This window comes from Rhodococcus sp. AC861 (assembly GCF_979256035.1).
This window is the reverse complement of record NZ_CEEDMW010000006.1, coordinates 250,957-269,785: the sequence shown is the minus strand read 5'-3', so window position 1 is coordinate 269,785 and position 18,829 is coordinate 250,957. Positions and strand designations below refer to the sequence as shown.

15 protein-coding genes are annotated in these 18,829 nt (G+C 68.7%); 8 read left to right on the top strand and 7 right to left on the bottom strand.

Annotated features, from left to right (window positions below; genetic code table 11):
• Positions 1-118: 118 nt before the first annotated feature.
• Genes AC0IX4_RS19695 through AC0IX4_RS19685 form a run of 3 tightly spaced genes read left to right on the top strand, consistent with a single transcriptional unit; the run spans position 119 to position 4,914 of the window.
• Entirely contained in the window at positions 119-1,030 is a 912-nt protein-coding gene (locus tag AC0IX4_RS19695; RefSeq protein ID WP_471830604.1) for a ribokinase, read from the top strand.
• Positions 1,027-3,114: a RecQ family ATP-dependent DNA helicase gene (locus tag AC0IX4_RS19690; protein WP_471830602.1), complete on the top strand. Its 2,088-nt coding sequence runs from the start codon at positions 1,027-1,029 to the stop codon at positions 3,112-3,114. Before AC0IX4_RS19695 ends, AC0IX4_RS19690 begins: the two co-directional genes overlap by 4 nt.
• Before the next feature lie 45 nt (positions 3,115-3,159).
• Entirely contained in the window at positions 3,160-4,914 is a 1,755-nt protein-coding gene (locus AC0IX4_RS19685) for an ABC transporter ATP-binding protein (RefSeq protein WP_200933501.1), read from the top strand.
• Here the strand turns inward: AC0IX4_RS19685 and AC0IX4_RS19680 are convergent.
• On the bottom strand, positions 4,897-5,526 hold the full coding sequence (locus tag AC0IX4_RS19680) for an SDR family NAD(P)-dependent oxidoreductase (RefSeq protein WP_471830601.1): 630 nt from the start codon (positions 5,524-5,526) through the stop codon (positions 4,897-4,899). The two genes, AC0IX4_RS19685 and AC0IX4_RS19680, sit on opposite strands and share 18 nt — an antisense overlap.
• Positions 5,527-5,575: 49 nt before the next feature.
• On the bottom strand, positions 5,576-7,129 hold the full coding sequence (locus tag AC0IX4_RS19675) for a hypothetical protein (protein ID WP_471830599.1): 1,554 nt from the start codon (positions 7,127-7,129) through the stop codon (positions 5,576-5,578).
• Between the two features lie 264 nt (positions 7,130-7,393).
• On the opposite strand from AC0IX4_RS19675, the gene ectA reads away from it, so the two are divergent.
• The 5 genes from ectA (at position 7,394) to AC0IX4_RS19650 (ending at position 11,733) form a co-directional block, all read left to right on the top strand.
• Positions 7,394-7,912 carry a diaminobutyrate acetyltransferase gene (gene ectA / locus AC0IX4_RS19670; protein WP_056075519.1) on the top strand — a complete coding sequence of 173 codons (519 nt, stop codon included), beginning with the start codon at positions 7,394-7,396 and terminating at the stop codon, positions 7,910-7,912.
• 52 nt (positions 7,913-7,964) lie between these two features.
• The gene (ectB, locus tag AC0IX4_RS19665) at positions 7,965-9,245 is read left to right on the top strand and encodes a diaminobutyrate--2-oxoglutarate transaminase (RefSeq protein WP_442971165.1); all 1,281 of its coding nucleotides are present in this window, start codon (positions 7,965-7,967) and stop codon (positions 9,243-9,245) included.
• 24 nt (positions 9,246-9,269) lie between these two features.
• A complete protein-coding gene (locus tag AC0IX4_RS19660) occupies positions 9,270-9,668 on the top strand; it encodes an ectoine synthase (RefSeq protein WP_042572782.1) in 399 nt (132 codons plus the stop codon).
• A 101-nt stretch (positions 9,669-9,769) separates the two neighbouring features.
• Positions 9,770-10,549 (top strand): Sir2 family NAD-dependent protein deacetylase, encoded by a 780-nt coding sequence (locus AC0IX4_RS19655; RefSeq protein WP_056075515.1) that lies wholly within the window; start codon positions 9,770-9,772, stop codon positions 10,547-10,549.
• Positions 10,546-11,733 carry an MFS transporter gene (locus AC0IX4_RS19650; RefSeq protein WP_471830596.1) on the top strand — a complete coding sequence of 396 codons (1,188 nt, stop codon included), beginning with the start codon at positions 10,546-10,548 and terminating at the stop codon, positions 11,731-11,733. Before AC0IX4_RS19655 ends, AC0IX4_RS19650 begins: the two co-directional genes overlap by 4 nt.
• 4 nt (positions 11,734-11,737) lie before the next feature.
• Here AC0IX4_RS19650 and proB read toward each other — a convergent pair whose 3' ends face one another.
• The 5 genes from proB to AC0IX4_RS19625 all read right to left on the bottom strand — a co-directional run bounded on the left by proB (position 11,738) and on the right by AC0IX4_RS19625 (position 18,704).
• Complete coding sequence (gene proB, locus AC0IX4_RS19645) at positions 11,738-12,853, bottom strand: glutamate 5-kinase (RefSeq protein WP_156148741.1); 1,116 nt, start codon at positions 12,851-12,853, stop codon at positions 11,738-11,740.
• A gap of 2 nt (positions 12,854-12,855) precedes the next feature.
• Positions 12,856-14,307 (bottom strand): GTPase ObgE, encoded by a 1,452-nt coding sequence (obgE, locus tag AC0IX4_RS19640; RefSeq protein ID WP_042572779.1) that lies wholly within the window; start codon positions 14,305-14,307, stop codon positions 12,856-12,858.
• Between the two features lie 162 nt (positions 14,308-14,469).
• Entirely contained in the window at positions 14,470-14,751 is a 282-nt protein-coding gene (gene rpmA / locus AC0IX4_RS19635) for a 50S ribosomal protein L27 (RefSeq protein WP_042572778.1), read from the bottom strand.
• A gap of 67 nt (positions 14,752-14,818) precedes the next feature.
• Entirely contained in the window at positions 14,819-15,130 is a 312-nt protein-coding gene (gene rplU, locus AC0IX4_RS19630; protein ID WP_042572777.1) for a 50S ribosomal protein L21, read from the bottom strand.
• 247 nt (positions 15,131-15,377) lie between these two features.
• Complete coding sequence (locus AC0IX4_RS19625; RefSeq protein WP_471830594.1) at positions 15,378-18,704, bottom strand: translation initiation factor IF-2 N-terminal domain-containing protein; 3,327 nt, start codon at positions 18,702-18,704, stop codon at positions 15,378-15,380.
• Between the last annotated feature and the right edge of the window lie 125 nt (positions 18,705-18,829).

The following is an 18,829-nucleotide window of genomic DNA, read 5'->3' as shown; positions in this document are numbered from 1 at the left end:
ACTGGTGGATCTGTCTCCGACAGCATTTTGCGGTGCGACGACAACCTAACCGAGTTCCGGCCGCACGACCCGGGGAAGGGTGGGGGCGATGTCGGCGATACCCGTTAGGGTCGCGATCATGGCCGATCCGCAGCATGCACGCACCGCACCCGCACGACCGCGCATCGCCGTGGTCGGAAGCATCAACATGGATCTCCTCGCCCGCACACCCTCCCTGCCCGCCCCCGGTGAGACAGTCCTCGGTTCGTCCTTCCGCACCAGCCCCGGAGGCAAGGGAGCCAATCAGGCCGTCGCCGCAGCGCGCGCCGGCGCGGACGTCACATTCGTCGGCGCCGTCGGGTCGGACACGTTCGCTCTCGAACTCCGCGAGACGCTCGTCGACGCCGAGGTGGACGCCTCGCTTCTGCGCGAGGTGCCCGGCGCGAGCGGAGTCGCCGTGATCACCGTGGACGATTCGGCCGAGAACTCCATCGTGGTGATCGGAGCTGCCAACAGCACCGTCACCGATCTGACCGAGGACGAGCTGGAGGCCGTCGCCGCGGCGGACGTCCTGCTGTGCCAACTCGAGATCCCGACGGGGACAGTGCTCGCTGCGGCACGCCACGCACGGGCTCACGGGACCGTGGTGTTCCTCAATCCGTCTCCTGTGCAACCACTCTCGGACGAGCTCCTGGCCGCGATCGATGTCGTCGTCGTCAACCGCGACGAGGAGGCCGCGTTGGGAGCCGACGCGGTGCGGCGTATACCCCACCTGGTCACCACGCTGGGCGCGGACGGCGCCCGGTGGCGCGGACCGGACGGCGCCGGGGCCACCGCCAGTGCACCTGCCGTCGAGGCCGTCGACACCACCGGCGCCGGGGATGCGTTCACCGGAGTCCTGGCGACGGCGTGGCGGGACGGGCCCGAGCTCGCCGTCCGGCGAGCGTGCGCTGCCGGCGCACTGACCGCCACCCGTCCGGGCGCCGGTTCCGCGGCACCGACCGCAGCCGAGATCGACGTCCTCCTCGCCGGCGACGGCTCACGCGCATGAGCACCCGCGAACGGGCGCAGGAACTGCTCACCGACCTCGCCCGCCCCGATGCGGTTCTGCGTGAGGACCAGTGGACCGCCATCGAAGCCCTGGTGGTCCATCACCGCCGTGCGCTGGTGGTGCAGCGGACCGGGTGGGGCAAGTCGGCGGTGTACTTCATCGCCGCGCGGCTGCTGCGCGAGCAGGGGCTCGGACCCACCGTCATCGTCTCGCCGCTGCTCGCCCTTATGCGTAACCAGGTCGCTGCCGCCGAGCGCGCCGGCGTCACGGCAGCCACCATCAACTCCGGCAACGTCACCGAGTGGGACGACGTGCACGCCCGCGTCGCCGCCGGTGAGCTGGACGTCCTGCTCGTCAGTCCGGAGCGGTTGAACAACCCCGATTTCCGCGACCAGGTGCTGCCGTCACTGTCGGCCGATGCCGGGCTGGTGGTGGTCGACGAGGCTCACTGTGTGTCCGACTGGGGCCACGACTTCCGGCCCGACTACCGACGCATCCGTTCTCTGATCGCCGAGCTCCGCGAGGGTGTGCCCGTCCTCGCGACGACCGCCACCGCGAACGACCGCGTCGTCGCCGATGTCGCCGCGCAGCTCGGTGTCGGTGGATCCGACACCACCATTCTCCGCGGTGGTCTGCAGCGAGAGTCTTTGCACCTGTCCGTCGTTCGGATCCCCGATCCGACGGCCCGCATCGCCTGGCTCGCGGAACACCTGAAGACCCTGCCCGGCTCGGGGATCGTGTACTCGCTCACCGTCGCGGGTGCGACCGATCTGGCAGCACTGCTCCGCGATCGCGGCATGGAGGTCGCTGCCTACACCGGACAGACCGACCCCACGGAGCGCGAAGCGGCGGAACAGGATCTGCTGAAGAATCGGGTCAAGGCGTTGGTCGCCACCTCGGCTCTCGGCATGGGCTTCGACAAACCGGATCTCGGCTTCGTCGTCCACGTCGGCGCGCCGTCGTCACCCATCTCCTACTACCAGCAGGTCGGCCGCGCGGGCCGCGCCACCGAGCGTGCGGACGTCATCCTGCTGCCGGGCGCCGAGGACCGGGAGATCTGGAGTTACTTCGCCTCCGTCGCGTTTCCCCGTGAGCACGTCGTGCGGCGAGTGCTCGAAGTCCTCGATACCGAACGCCCTCAGTCGACTCCTGCTCTGGAGCCCTTGGTCGAGCTGGGCCGGACTCGGCTCGAGATGGTGCTCAAGGTCCTCGACGTGGACGGAGCCGTACGACGGGTCAAGGGCGGCTGGTTGGGTACCGGCGAGCACTGGCACTACGACCGCGAGCGCTACGAGCGTCTGGACGAGGCACGCTTGTCGGAGCAGCGCGCGATGATCGAGTACCAGTCGACCACCGAGTGCCGCATGTCCTTTCTCCGTCGCCAACTCGACGACCCGTCGCTCACCGGCGATGCCGATGCAGATCGGTGCGGGAGATGCGACAACTGCACGGGTGAGCATCTGTCCGCGGACGTGTCCGAGGGCGACGTCGAATCCACCCGGCAGCGCTTGGACAGACCAGGACTCGATCTGGCGGTTCGCAAGCAATGGCCCACCGGCCTGAAGAAGGTCGGCGTCGACCTGTCGGGGAAGATCACGCTGGGTCCCGAGACCGGGCGCATCCTGGGACGACTCACCGACCCCGTGTGGGGGCCGCGCCTGCGCGCGCTGACCGACGGCGAGGACGGTCCTGCCCCCGACGGACTGGAAGCGGCGTGCATCAAGGTCCTGGCGGAATGGACGTGGGACGAGCGGCCCACCGGAGTGATGGTGATGGAGAGCGACACTCGTCCGCTCCTCCTGCAGGATCTCGGCGAACGTCTGGCGCGGGTGGGCCGTCTGGAACCCCTCGGCACGTTGCATCGACGGCCGGACGCGCGCCCGGTGTCCGGTGCGAACTCCGCCTTCCGGGTCGCGTCGCTGGTGGATGCCTTCGAGCCGCCGGATCTCACCGCCCATCGGGGCCCGGTGCTGCTCCTCGACCTCTCGACCGACACGGGGTGGACCGCGACCATGGCCGCACGAGCCTTGCGGCAGGCCGGAGCGGATGCGGTCCTCCCGTTCGCCCTCATCGGCCGCGGGTAAGCCGCGGCTCGAGGAACACGTGCGGCCCGCGACTAGTGTGACCAGGTGACGACAGATACTCCGGAGACCCTCGGCCGGCTCCCCAACCTGCGCATTCTGTGGACCTTCATCCGCCCGCATCGTCGGTTGTTCCGGTTCGGCCTGCTGCTGGGTCTGCTGGTGACGGCGTCGTCGTTGGCGACACCGCTGGTGACCAAGCGGCTCCTGGATTCGTTCGGAGTCCCGGGGGCGACGAAGTCCGCGATCGTTCTGCTGGTCAGCCTGCTCGTCGTCGGCGTGATCGTGGGGATGGCGCAACGTCTGCTGCTCGGCACGATGGCCGAACGCGTGGTGCTCGAAGCCCGGTCGTCGATGGTCCGTCGGTTCTTCGGAGCGACCATTCCCGCGGTGACGGCGCGGCCGGCCGGTGAGATGTTGACCCGTGTCACCTCCGACACGGTGTTGTTGCGGGAGGCGTCGTCATGGGCACTCGTGGAGATCGTCAACGGGAGCATCGCGATCGTCGGAGTCATCGTCCTGATGGCGACCCTGGATCTCCCGCTGCTGGGTACCGCGGTCCTCGGCATCGCCCTGATCGGGCTCGCGGCCGGGGTGCTGATGCCCAAGGTGGCTCGCGCGCAACGTGATGCGCAGGAAGCGATGGGACGGCTCGGCGGCATCCTCGAGGGCGCCCTGCGTGCAGTCCGGACCGTCAAGGCCAGCCGTGCGGAGGACCGTTCGAGTGAGCGCGTCATCGACGAGGCTCGCACGTCGGCCATGTTCGGCATCCGTGCCGTGCGCCTCGAGGCATGGGCGTGGACCATCACCGGCAGCGGAATCCAGCTCACCATCATCGCTGTCCTCGGTGTCGGCGCGTACCGGGTGAGCTCGGGCGCCCTCGCGGTGTCGAGCCTGGTCGCGTTCCTGCTGTACGCCTTCCAGCTGGTGGGGCCCGTCGCGCAACTCACGCTGTACGTCTCGCAACTCCAACGTGGCATCGCCGCGGCGTCGCGTATCCGCGAGATCCAGGTGATGGACCTCGAGGCTGCTGCACCGGTGGCTGTCACCGAGTTGCCGCGCAGCATCACCGACGCCCCCGCCGCCCTGTCTCTCCGACGCGTGACGGCCGGTTACGGCGAGGAGAGCGCCGCGGTGAACGGCATCGACATGGAGATCGCCGCTCGCGGACACACCGCCGTCGTCGGGCCGTCGGGCGCCGGGAAGACGACGCTGTTCTCTCTCTTCCTGAGGTTCCTGGAGCCGCGGAACGGTGAGCTGGCGCTGGCCGGCGTTCCCTACCCACAGTTGTCGCACGACCAGATCCGCGCGCGGATCGGATACGTGGAGCAGGCGACCCCGACGCTGCCGGGCACCATCGCGGACAACCTCAGACTGACCCACCCGGATGCCACCGACGCCGAGCTCTGGGCGGCACTGGGGCGTGTCCGCCTGTCCGAGAAGATCGAACAACTCCCCGCCGGGCTGAGCACCGAACTGCGCGACTCCGCAGTGTCGGGTGGTGAGCGCCAACGCATCGCACTTGCCAGGGCGATCGTGCGTCCGCCCGACATCCTGCTTCTCGACGAGGCCACGGCGCAGGTGGACGGCATCACCGAGGCTGCGATCCACGATGCGATCCGTGAACTGTCGGTGCACGGTGCCGTCGTGACCATCGCCCACCGCTTGTCGACGGTCATCGACGCCGACACCATCTTCGTGCTCGAACGTGGGCGAGTGCGCTCACGCGGCACGCATCGCGAGCTGCTCGACTCCGACACCCTCTACCGGGACCTCGTGGAGGCGCTACGTATCGCCGTCTGACGCGGCGGCCACCAGTCGGGACGCCGTGTCGTCCGGTGAGCCGAGATCGGCGGCCACCGTGGCCACGCGCACTCCCGTCGAGGCGAGCTCGGCGGCCAGTTGAGCAGCGAGTCGATCGATCACGGCGGAGGCCAGGGACAGCGCGTCCAGGTGAGCCGGCGCGGTGTCGCATCGCGGAACGAGGATCAGACCGGAGTGTTGGCACACCATGTGCCGGGCCGCGGCACGCGCGGTGATGAAATGCGCCCGCAGCGCGTCGAGCACCGGGCGCTCGAGGTCGGCGACCTCCGTACGGTCGAGCCTGCGCCGAGCGTCGACGGACGTGGCGCGTGCGCCGGGAACGATCATATCGACGGAGATGTCGATGCTGCCGGAGCACGCAGCGACGACGTCCACGTACTCGTCGACGTCGACCTCGTCGAGAACGTCGATGACGGCTGCTTCCGCGTACCCGCCGTCCTCGCGGATCGAGTCCACGACGACACCCATACGCTCGCGTGAGCGGCCGGCGAGATGGACGCGAGCTCCCTCGCGGGCCAGGGCGAGCGCCAGTCGACCACCGAGGACTCCGCCTCCGCCGTAGATGACTGCGTTGGCTCCGTCGAGCAGCACGTCACGCTCCTCGCTGTACGGGATCGTCCGGCGCCTGACGCCGCTGTCCTCACGGTACGGAGGAGGCGACCGTGTCGTCGGCGAATCGGTCGTCGTCAGCGCTCGAGTCGTCCGGTTCCGACGCATCCGCCGTCTCATCGGGTTCGCGGGCGGCGCCGTGCGCGAGGAGAACGGCCACCGAGACGGCGAGGGTGACCACCGCGGCGACGGTCGAGACCAGCACGAACACCAGCGAGCCTCCATCCACGGACGCGCCCAGAATCCGCACCAGTTGGCCGATCGGGGTGAACATCGAGACAGTGTCGACGGCCCCACCGGCGCCGCGCAGCACCATGCCGGCGAGCACGATCTGCGCGATGCCGAGGAACGCCAGCACGATGCCGCCGACCGTCAGACCGAGCGCCGTGCGTATCGCACGCGCTGCGGCGACCGTGGCCGCCACCCACAGCACGATCAGGACGGTGGCGGTGACGGAACCGGAGAAGCTCGCGCCGGTGTCCGCGAAGGCCAGTGCGAGCACCATCGTGATCGATGTCGCGACGGCGCCCGGGACGGCGGCACGCACGCGAGGAACGAAGAAGCCGACCAGGGCGGCCGCGACGAGCGCGAAGGCCGCCGCGAGATAGGGCCAGTTGTCCGAGGCCGAGCGAACGACATAAGAGTTGGTGCTGCCGGCCGAGTCCGCCTCGACCTGAGTTGCGGCCGGAAGCGAGGTCGAGGCCTTCTCCACATTGGATCGCAACGTGGTGAACATGGTCTCCATCGGACCCACGCCGCCGACGAGACGGGTGGTGCCGTCCACGAGGCGGACGCCGCCGTCGTCGAGCAGGACCAATCCGTCGCGAAGCTGGGCCGAGCCGTCGGTGGCACGCACCATGCCGTCCACGAACTCCGACTTCGGGTCGTCGAGTTGGTACGCCACGGTCTGTGCACCCTTGCGCAGGGTCTCCAGATCGGTCAGCACACCCCCGTTCAGTCCTTGCGTGCGCAGCAGATCGAGCACGGGGCGCAACTGATCCGCCGACGCCGCTGCCTGCGGGTCTCCCGATGCGGCCAGCGAGTCGAGCGTCTGCTGCACGATCAGTTCGATCTGTCCCTGCGCCGCACCGACCCCGGTCAGGGCACCGACGACGCGATCCACTCCGCCGCTGACCTGGGAGGAACCGTCGCCGAGCTGCCACAATCCTGCGCGGAGCTGCGTCATCCCGTCGGCCAACTTCGCGGATCCGTCGCGCGCCTGATGCAGCCCGTCGGACATCTGGTGTGCACCGTCGTCGAGTTCGGTGCTTCCGTCGGTCAGTTCCGTCATGCCGCCGGCGAGTATCTGCAGCGGCAGCGCCGTGTTGGTCAACGCGGATCTGGACGGAGCCAGCGGATCGGTGGCAGATCCCCCCGCCGTCGATCGGACGGTCACCGTGCCGGTGGTCGCGTCCTGGTCCGTCTGCGCTACCCAGAAGACGCCCGCGGCCAGGGTGGGAAGAAGAACGGCGAGCAGCATGGCCACCGGGGTCGCGCAGAGAGCAGCGATCCGGCTGCGGATCGGCGCGCGATCCGAACCGGTGGACGGTGCTCTGAACTGCGGAAGCCTGACTTTCGGAGTCATAATGAGCCGGACATTAGCTACCACGACGCGTGAACGGTGCGTGCCTCGCCGCACCGTTGCCATTTATTTCCGGGTCCGTGACGCGCGCCGGCTGTCGCCACACCGTTCACACTGGTCACATCGGCACCATCTGGACCGGCGTCACAGTCCCGTGTGAGCACCCTCACAACAGGCGAGGGTACTGGCGGTTAGCGTGCCTTTCCTGCACGTCGGCCACCGAGGCACCTGACATGCGGCAGCGTCCTTGTTACGTTCGTAGGCAATATGACGCCAGTGTTACGACAAGATAACCCGACCGACGCCATCCAGTTCACATTCCGACCGCCTCGCACCGACGACGGAATACGCCTGTGGGAAATTGCCCGGGACTCGACTGTCCTCGATCTCAATTCCGGTTACGCCTACGTCCTGTGGTGCCGTGACTTCTCCGCCACCTCCGTCGTGGCGACTGACACGAACGACGTTCCCGTCGGCTTCGTCTCCGGCTACCGGCGCCCCGAACAGGGCGACACCCTCTTCGTGTGGCAGGTTGCCGTGGACGCCGATCAGCGCGGACACGGCCTTGCCGTCCGCATGCTGGAGACCCTGGTGGACCGCACGGCGCCGCGCCTGCTCGAGACCACCATCAGCCCGGACAACGACGCCTCGATCGGCTTGTTCACCTCGCTCGCCCGACGGCGCGGGACCGGCATCGACCGGCGAGACCTGTTCGCCGCCAATGCTTTCCCTGACAGCCACGAACCGGAAGACCTCTACACGGTCGGTCCGTTCGACGCCACGTAGCGCACGCCGCACGACAGGCGCCCCCATTCGACGATCACCCCGGAGGACTTCCTTGACCACCACCAGCATCAGCCCCACCGACGCCACCACCGACATCTTCGAGGCCCGCGAGTCACAAGTTCGCAGCTACAGCCGCCAGTGGCCCGCCGTGTTCGACACGGCGCAGGGCTCGTGGATCACCGACGAGAACGGCCGCAGGTACCTCGACTTCTTCGCCGGAGCGGGTGCGCTGAACTACGGCCACAACAATCCCGTCCTCAAGAAGGCTCTGGTCGACTACATCATGCGTGACGGCATCACGCACGGTCTCGACATGTCGACCGTCGCCAAGCGGGAATTCCTCGAGTCGTTCACCTCGCGCATTCTCGAGCCGCGCGGACTCGACTACAAAGTGCAATTCCCCGGCCCCACCGGAACCAACACCGTGGAAGCGGCACTGAAATTGGCGCGAAAGGTCACCGGCCGTTCCTCGGTCATCAACTTCACCAATGCCTTCCACGGCATGACCCTCGGCGCCCTGTCCGTCACCGGCAACTCCATGAAGCGCGCCGGCGCCGGCATCCCCCTGGTCCACGCCACCCCCATGCCGTTCGACAACTACTTCGGTGGAGCGACGGACGACTTCCAGTGGATGGAGCGAGTCCTCGACGACTCGGGCAGCGGCATCAACCGCCCTGCCGCGGTCATCGTGGAGACAGTCCAGGGCGAAGGCGGGGTGAACGTGGCCCGCGCCGAGTGGCTGCGCGGACTCGCCGATCTGCTGAAGCGACGCGACATCCTGCTCATCGTCGACGACGTCCAGATGGGCGTCGGCCGCACGGGGCCGTTCTTCTCGTTCGAGGACGCAGGCATCGTCCCCGACATCGTCACGCTCTCGAAGTCCATCGGCGGATACGGGATGCCGATGGCCCTGACCCTCATGCGTCCCGAACTCGACGTCTGGGGTCCGGGCGAGCACAACGGCACCTTCCGCGGCAACAACCCGGCCTTCGTGACCAGCAAGGCCGCACTCGACCACTACTGGTCCGACGGAGCATTCGAGGCATCGATCCTGGCCAAGGGCGAGCGGATCCAGGATGCGTTCATCGAGCTGTCCGCTCGGTTCGACGGCATCAGCACCCGAGGCCGAGGAATGGTCCGGGGTCTGGTGTTCGACGACGCGGAGAAGGCGTCGAAGGTGACCGCGCTGGCATACGAGCACGGGCTGCTCGCCGAGACGTCGGGCCCGTCGGACGAGGTCGTCAAGCTCCTTCCGCCGCTCACCATCTCCGAGCAGGATCTCGACCACGGGCTGGGCATCCTGTCCGAGGCCACCACGACCGTCTGCTCCTGACCACCCCCACCGTAGGAGGTTCACATGATCGTTCGTACCACCGAAGCCATCACCGGAACCGAGCGCGACATTGCCAGCGAGGACGGCCAGTGGCGGTCCAAACGCATCGTCCTGGGCGGTGACAAGGTCGGCTTCTCGTTCCACGAGACCACCATCGAGCCGAACACCGTGAACAACTTCCACTACGCCAACCACGTCGAGGCCGTCTGGCTCATCGAGGGCGAGGGGACGTTGACCGACCGCGAGACCGGGGAGACCTACGAGCTCGGCGCGGGGTCGATGTACCTGTTGAACGGGCACGAGCGTCACACGGTGGAGACGCGGACGCGCATGCGCATGCTGTGCGTCTTCAACCCACCCGTCGTGGGCGACGAACGGCACGACGAGAACGGCGTGTATCCGTTGATCGAAGTTCCTGCCTGACGCACGACGCTGCGCGGCGACCTACTCTGGAGAACGTGACCTCGGTTTCCCCACGCTCTCTCGATCGGTCGCCGCGCAGCGCCATCTCTCTTCAGGACGCGATGGCCGGCGGCCGCGTCGTCGCACTCACGGGCGCCGGCATGTCCACCGACTCGGGTATCCCCGACTACCGCGGGCCCGACTCCCCTCCACGTAACCCGATGACGTTCCAGCAGTTCATCGGCGACGACGATTTCCGACGCCACTACTGGGCTCGCAATCACGTCGGCTGGCGCCACATGGACGCGACCCGGCCCAACGCCGGACACCGCGCGCTCGCCGAGCTCGAGCGGGTCGGCACCGTGTCGGGCACCATCACGCAGAACGTCGACATGCTGCACACCAAGGCGGGGTCACGGTCGGTGATCGACCTGCACGGTGTCTACGGCCGCGTCCGCTGCCTGGACTGCGACCGGTTGATCTCCCGCGTCGCACTGGACGAGCGCCTGACCGCACTCAATCCGGGGTTCATCGAATCCGTGGTCGGCGCCGACGGAGTCGAGATCGCTCCGGACGCCGACGCGATCATCGAGAGCACGGCTCATTTCCGCATGGTCGGCTGCGAGGTCTGCGGCGGCATCCTCAAACCCGACATCGTCTATTTCGGCGAGAGTGTTCCCAAGCCTCGGGTCCGCAGTGCCTACGACATGGTCGACGCCGCGTCGGCTCTTGTCGTCCTCGGGTCGTCGCTGACCGTGATGTCCGGACTGCGCTTCGTCCGCCACGCGTGGAAGAACGAGATCCCGGTATTCATCGTCAACCGCGGGACGACCCGCGGGGACGAGTTCGCGGCGGAGAAGATCGAGGCGGGCTGTTCCGAGGTCCTGGCTGCTTTCCTGTGACGGCGGGAACGACCTCGACCACCGGACGGCCGTGGGCCGTCGCGGTCGTATTCTTCGTCAACGGGGCGGTGCTCGGGAACTGGGCACCGCGCATCCCCGCGATCCGCGACGCGCTGTCCCTCGACGCATCGGTCCTCGGACTCGCTCTGGCGGGGACGGGTACGGGAGGGCTGCTGGCCACTCCCCTCGCCGCCATCGGCATCAGGAAGCTCGGCAGCCGGATGGTCGTGGTGCTCTCCGCGGCTCTGCTGTGTCTCGCGTTCGTCCTCCCCGCGGTGGCCGGGACCTGGTGGATGCTCGCCCTGTCTCTCGCAGTCCTCGGCGGCGCCGACGCGGTGATGGACGTCGCCATGAACGCGCAGGGCGTGATCGTCGAGAAGCGACGTGATCGGTCTCTGCTCAACCGATTCCACGCATCGTGGAGCGCGGGCGCCGTCACCGGCGGACTGACCGGAGCGGCAGCAGCCGCGGCAGGACTGTCCGTGGTGGTCCACTTCTCGCTGGTCGGCGGGGTCCTGCTGGTCGCTGCAGTGGTGGCCGCGCGCTTCCTCGTCCGCGACGCCCCGACAGCGCCCGCGGAACCTGTCAGCGCGACGCCCCGCCGTTCCCGTGTCCCGTTCTCCGGTGCGCTGGCTCTGCTGGGACTGCTCGTGCTGGTGGCGGCACTGGTAGAGGACGTCCCCCAGTCCTGGGGCGCCGTCTACTCCACGGAACTCGGTGCCGGAGCCGGTCTGGCCGGGCTGTCCGTAGTGGCGTTCTCGTCGGCGATGTTCGTCGGTCGACTCATCGGTGACACGATGGTGGATCGTTTCGGGCGGCACGCCGTCCTGATGAGCGGCGCGCTGCTCATCGCCGCAGCCTTCGTGGCAGCCCCCGCCGTGACATCCCCGTACGTCGCGGCAGCGATGTTCGCGGTGGCCGGTCTGGGTGCCGCGCCCATCTTCCCCGCGGCCTTCGGCCTCGCCGGCAGACTACCCGGGATCGCGCCGGGAACGGCGATGACCGTGGTGTCGCTCGTCGCGCGCATCGGAGTGCTCACCGCGCCCATCACCTTCGGCACACTCGCGCAGCTCACCGGTTTCGGGTGGGCTCTGTGGTCCGTCGTGGCTGCCGGAGTGGCGGTCGCGCTGGTGGCGATCGCGTTGCGACGCGTTCTCGCGGCCTCCCCCTCGCACGCCTCGTGACGGGTCAGCCGGGGACCAGATCGTCCGCGTGCACGACGGGCCGTCGCAGTTCCGGCGCAAGGTCGGCGGTCGACTGTCCGAGCATCCCGGTGATCTCCGTCGAGTCGTAGGCCACGACACCGCGAGCCACGACCGCACCGTCCTGCGCCGTCAGGGACACCACGTCCCCCGCGTCGAACGTGCCGGCGACGGAGACGATGCCGGCGGACAGCAGGGACCGTCTCCGGTCGATCACCGCGGCCACCGCGCCCGCGTCGAGCATCAGCGCACCGGTCGTGTCGGCGGCGTGCCGCACCCAGAAACGCCGCGACGACAACCGGTTGGGGCGAGCCGTGAACGTGGTTCCCACCGCGCCGCCGCCGAGCGCCGACGCGGCATCCGACGCGGCAGCCAACAGGACCGGTACGCCGGCGTCGGCAGCCAGACGCGCAGCCGACAGCTTCGAGGCCATGCCGCCCGTTCCCAACGCTCCCCCGGACCCGGCGACGACGCCGTCGAGATCCTCGGGACTGGCCACTTCCGTCAGGAACCTCGCGTTCGGGTCCTTGCGCGGGTCACCGTCGTACAGACCGTCCACGTCGGACAGCAGCACCAGGGCGTCGGCGCCGACGAGATGGGCTACCAGGGCAGCGAGCCGGTCGTTGTCACCGAACCGGATCTCGGCCGTGGCGACCGTGTCGTTCTCGTTGACCACCGCTACCGCGCCGAGCGAGCGCAGACGGTCCAGCGTGCGCTGGGCGTTGCGGTGATTGGCTCGGCGCGCGATGTCCTCGGCGGTCAGGAGCACCTGCCCGACCGTCCGGCCGTAGCGTCCGAAGGACGTGCCCCACGCATGCGCCAGAGCGAGCTGGCCCACACTGGCGGCGGCCTGCTTGGTGGCCAGGTCTCGGGGTCGCTGCTTGAGGCCCAGAGGCGCCATGCCGGCTCCGATGGCGCCCGAGGACACCACGACCACATCGGTGCCGTTGCGCATCCTCGCCTCGATGGCGTCGGCCAGCGCGTCGAGTCGGGAAAGGTCGAGACCCTTCTCCATACTCGTCAACGCGGACGAGCCGATCTTGACGACGATGCTGCGAGCCGACGCGATGGTCTCCCGGGTACTCCCGTGCGGCTGTGTCACCGTCACTGGTCGTCGCTGTCCAGCCCTCGCCGGACACGGCGTGCGTGCTTACGCTCGGACGCGCCGATGCGCTCGACCTGATCGATGCGCGAGTCGGTTCCGCGGCCCGTCATCGTCACGTCGACACCGGCCGGAGTCTGCGGTTCCCACTCGAAGCTGACGTCCCCGATGGTGACCGAGGCGCCGGGCTGTGCGCCCTGCTTGACCAGTTCCGCCTCGACGCCGAGCCGTGCGAAGCGGTCGGCCAGGTAGCCGACGGCCTCGTCGTTGTCGAAGGACGTCTGGTTGACCCACCGCTCGGGGCGCTCACCGCGCACGATGAAGCCACCCGGAACGTCGGGATCGGCGATGACGCTGAAGCCGGCCTTGTCGGTGGCGACCGGACGGATGACCTGTCGACGCGGAACGGCCTTCGGGTGATCCAGACGGTACTGGGCGACGAGCTCGGCCAACGCGAACGTCAAGGGGCGCAGACCTTCCCGGCTGACCGCGGAGATGGAGAACACGGGCCACCCGCGGGCTTCGAAGTCCGCGCGCACCATGTCAGCCAACTCGAGGGCCTCCGGCACGTCGACCTTGTTCAGCACGACGATGCGCGGGCGGTCGGCGAGTTCGCCCAGCCCGGCGTCGCTGGACAGGGCCGGCGTGTAGGCCGCGAGTTCGGCCTCGAGAGCATCGACGTCCGACACGGGATCGCGGCCCGGATCGAGGGTCGCGCAGTCGACGACGTGCGCGAGAACGGCGCAACGCTCGAGGTGACGCAGGAAGTCCAGGCCCAGCCCCTTGCCCTGGCTCGCGCCGGGGATGAGACCGGGGACGTCGGCGACGGTGAACGTGGTGTCCCCGCTCGAGACGACGCCGAGGTTCGGGACCAGCGTCGTGAAGGGGTAGTCGGCGATCTTGGGCTTCGCTGCGGACAGCACCGACACCAGCGAGGACTTCCCGGCGCTGGGGAATCCGACCAGGCCGACGTCGGCGACCGACTTCAGTTCCAGGACCAGGTCGCGTTCGACGCCGTCCTCACCGAGCAGTGCGAAACCGGGCGCCTTGCGTGCGCGCGATGCCAGGGCTGCGTTACCCAAGCCACCACGGCCACCGGCAGCGGCGTCGAAGCGTGTGCCTTCCCCGACGAGGTCCGCCAGGATGCGTCCCTCGCTGTCGAGGACCATGGTTCCGTCGGGAACACCGAGGATCAGATCCTCGCCGATGGCGCCGTCGCGGTTGCTGCCCGCTCCCTGCGTACCGTTGCCGGCTTTCGCATGTGAGTGGAAGTGGAAGTCGAGGAGTGTGTGGACGCTCGGGTCGACGACGAAGACGACGTCGCCACCGCGGCCACCGTTACCACCGTCGGGTCCGCCGAGCGGCTTGAACTTCTCGCGGTGGACCGAGGAGCACCCGTTCCCGCCCTTGCCTGCACTGACATGCAGGGTGACACGGTCGACGAAACGCGACATGGGTGGGTGGTCCTTCCGAGACAACTAACGAGAGTGATGCTGGGTGGAACGCCGTCAGGGGCGGACGGAGGAAGCCCTCCGAACCGCCCCTGACGGGAACGCGTACTGATATGCAGCGCCGAGGTGTGCAGCGTCGGAGACGACGCTGTCACCGCAGGAGGATCAGACCTCTACGGCGACCGGAGCGTCTACGGCGACCGGGACGATGTTGACGGTCTTGCGGCCGCGCTTCGTTCCGAACAGGACTGCACCCGCAGAGAGAGCGAACAGGGTGTCGTCGCCGCCACGGCCGACGTTCACGCCGGGGTGGAAGTGAGTGCCGCGCTGGCGAACGATGATCTCGCCTGCGCTGACGGACTGGCCGCCGAAGCGCTTGACGCCGAGGCGCTGTGAGTTGGAATCGCGACCGTTGCGTGAGCTGGACGCGCCCTTCTTGTGTGCCATGAGAAACCCTCCCGGGGTTGGTGGAGCCAGTGCTGTGGTGACGCCGGATGGTACCGGTATCGAGGACTTACTTGATGCCGGTGACCTTCAGGACGGTCAGCTTCTGCCGGTGTCCCTGACGCTTGTGGTAGCCGGTCTTGTTCTTGAACTTGTGGATGCGGATCTTCGGGCCCTTGGTGTGCTCGACGATCTCACCGGCGACAGACATGTCGGCCAGCTTGGATGCATCGGTGGTCAGGTCCGACCCGTCGACGACGAGAACTGGAGCAAGCGAGACAGCCGTTCCGGGCGCTCCCTCGATCTTCTCGACCTTGACGAGGTCACCTACTGCGACCTTGTACTGCTTTCCGCCGGTCTTGACGATCGCGTACGTTGCCATCGGAGGGCTACCCCTTGCTTCTTTGATGCGTTCTCGCGGCCCCGTGAGGGACGCGACTGGTCTCATGGCTGCAGGACTGCAGCCCGTGCTCGTGCGGTGTTCTTGCGCCGGCGAACCGAAGTTCGGGCGTCTCTCCCTGCCACCTCACGGCGGACAGGACAGAGCCGCGTCGCCGACAGCGACTGTCAAAGATTACGGCAGAGTCCGTGGCCCGGTCAAACCGCTCGACCGGACCCTCCGCCGCACCTCAGGACTCGTCGCCGGGCGGCGGTCCCGCCGGACGTCCCGCCGCCCGGCGACGCGGACGTCGGGCAGGTGCGGCAGCGGCCACCGACGCACCGCCGCCGACTGTCACGGCGGCGGGCTCCTCGACCACCGCGGGTGCGGCGTCCTCGGATACTGCTGCGGCGGAGCCGTTTACGGGGTTACTCGGTACCACGATGACGGTGCCGGCCGAGTCGCCGGCGGGCGCGGACGCCGCACGCGAGACTCGTCGGCTGCGCCGTGGCCGTGTCGCCGGAGCTACGGCGACGTCCGCTTCGACGACGGTCTCGTCCGGCACGTCGACAGGTGTGGTGTCCGAGGACACATCGGGGGCCGGACTCTCGTCGGGCACAGGCCGCGCGTCCCGAACCGCGGCGACCGCAGCGGCGGCCTCGTCGATCGGATCCGAGCCCGAGTCGGCCACGTCGGAGACGTCGTCCGGGTGCAGATGCGCAGCCATGGCCAGTGCCACGGGGTGTGCGCGGCGGATAGACGGGTCGACCGTCGTGTCGGTCGTGTCGTCCTCCGACGCGCCCGTGTCGACCGCGTCCTGCGCACGGGAGTCCGAACGATCCTTGCCCCCGCGGCGGCGACGCGAGCCGCCCTCGGAGCGCTGGTTGTTGTCCGAGCGCGAGTTGTCCGAGCGCTGGTTGTTGTCCGACCGGGAGTTGTCCGAGCGCGAGTTTCCGCGTCCACCGTCGTCCTTGGCAGCCTCGACGGGGAACTGATGCATCATCAGTCCACGCCCGTGGCAGTGCTCACAGGTGGTGGAGAACGCCTCGATCAGGCCGGTACCCATACGCTTACGCGTCATCTGGACCAGTCCGAGCGACGTCACCTCCGACACCTGGTGCCTCGTGCGGTCGCGGCCGAGAGCCTCGGTCAGACGACGCAGGACCAGGTCACGGTTCGACTCGAGGACCATGTCGATGAAGTCGACGACGATCATGCCGCCGATGTCGCGCAGTCGCATCTGGCGGACGACCTCTTCGGCCGCCTCCAGGTTGTTGCGGGTGACGGTCTCCTCGAGGTTGCCGCCTTCACCGGTGAACTTGCCGGTGTTGACGTCCACCACGGTCATGGCCTCGGTGCGGTCGATGACCAGCGTGCCGCCCGACGGCAGCCACACCTTGCGGTCCAGTGCCTTCGCCAGCTGCTCGTCGATGCGGTAGGCCGCGAAGACGTCGACGTCCTTCGACGACGACGTGTACCGCTCGACCCGCGACAGCATGTCGGGAGCCACGGTCTCGATGTAGCTCTGCACCGTCGACCACGCACGATCACCCTCGATGACCAGCTTGGAGAAGTCCTCGTTGAACAGGTCGCGGACGACCTTGACCAGCAGATCGGGCTCTTCGTACAGGGTGACGGGCGCCGAACCCTTGGCCGACTCGGCACCGGTGGATCGCTCGGAGACCATGGCCCACTGCGCCTGCAGACGGGTGACGTCGCGAGCGAGTTCCTCCGCGCTGACGCCTTCCGACGCGGTGCGGATGATGACGCCTGCCTCGGCGGGCACGATCTCGCGCAGGATGTCCTTCAGACGCTTGCGCTCGTTGTCGGGAAGCTTGCGGCTGATGCCGGTGGACGAACCACCCGGCACGTACACCAGGAATCGTCCGGCCAGGGATATCTGCGTCGTCAAGCGGGCACCCTTGTGGCCCACCGGATCCTTGCTGACCTGCACGAGAACCTGATCGCCCGGCTTGAGCGCCTGCTCGATCTTGCGGCTGTTGCCGCCCAGACCCGCTGCGTCCCAGTCGACCTCACCGGCGTAGAGCACACCGTTGCGGCCCTTGCCGATGTCGATGAATGCAGCTTCCATGCTGGGCAGCACGTTCTGCACGCGACCGAGGTACACGTTGCCGACGATCGATCCCGATGCGGTGCTGGTGACGAAGTGCTCGACCAGGACACCGTCCTCGAGCACCGCGACCTGCGTCAGATCGGGCTGACCGGCCAGTGCCTTCTCCCGCACGACCATGGTGCGGTCCACGGACTCACGGCGTGCGAGGAACTCTGATTCGGTGAGGATCGGGGGGCGACGACGACCGGCGTCACGCCCGTCGCGGCGACGCTGACGCTTCGCCTCGAGCCGGGTGGACCCGGTGATGCCCTGGACCTCGTCCTTGGCCTTGCGCTGCCGCGGCTCACGCTCGTGGACGACGGTGTTGGGCGGGTCGTCCTCGGTGGTGGCATCGCCGTCGGCGCCGTCGGCTCCGCTCTTGCGACGGCGGCGACGCCGGCGACGGCGGCTCGCGCTGTCGGCCGTGCTCTCGTCGTCGTCACTCTCGGCGGACTCGGCGGTGTCCGCATCGTCGGACGTATCCGACTCGGGCGCATCGTCGGGCGTCGACTCGTCGGTCGCGCTCGACTCCGACCTCGCGGATCGGCGACTGCGCGAACGCCGGTTCGACGACCTGCGCGGCGATGCCTCGGCTGCGTCCTCGGTGTCGTCGTCCTGCGACTCGGAGGCGTCCGCGTCCGGAGTCGCCTCGGAATCGGTGGACGTCTCGTCCGAGGTGCTCGTCTGGTCGGTCGGCTGGTCCGACGCGACGGCATCGGTCGACGACTCGTCGGAGTCGTCGTCCGAGTCGTCCTGATCGTCCGTCTGCGCGTCGCCACGACCGCGGCCACGTCCACGGCGTCCGCGACGGCGGCGGCGAGGACCGGACTGACCGTCCTGGTCGTTGGACTCCTGCTCGGCGGATTCGGCGGTGTCCTGATCGTTCGCGGCCTCGTCCGACGCGTCGGCCGGAACCTCGAGCGTCGGGACCTCGGGCGACGGCGTCTCGGCGGCAGGCGCCTCCACAACGGGCGTTTCGACCGCAGGTGTCTCGGTTGCAGGCGCCTCGGCTGCAGGCGTCTCGACCTTCTTCGGGCTGCGAGCCCGACGGCGAGCCTTCGGTGCCTCGGGGGCGGCCTCGGGCTGCAGGAAGACCGGCACCGATGCCGGACCGGCAGTCGACGGTGCCGTGGCTTCGGTGGTCTCGATGTTGGTGAAGAGGTCCGGCTCCACACGCGCCGCTGCGGGGGCGGGCTCTGCCTCGACCACTGCTTCGGCTTCGGGCGTCACGCTCTGAGTGACGACGGAGCCACCGAGAGCGGAGGCGACGGTCTCGGCGTCGGCGCGGACGACGCTCGACTGCACGCTACGGACGTCGACGCCCATCTCGGCGAGCTGCGCCACGACCTGCTTGCTGGTCACGCCCAGCAGCTTGGCCAGCGCGTGCACGCGAATGCGTTCGGGGAACGCCTGCGCTTCGGTGTTCGGGTCCTGCGATGTCTGGGGCGGCACGTTGTCGGCCACGTGTTCTCCTCGGGCTCCCGGGCGCGAGCATCCACGGTCGACAGTGCCCGATCGGGCGTCGTCCGTCGGATGGCACGCGGCCACACGAGAGTCATGGTTCGTTCGCGGGATCGGGAGATCCCGTC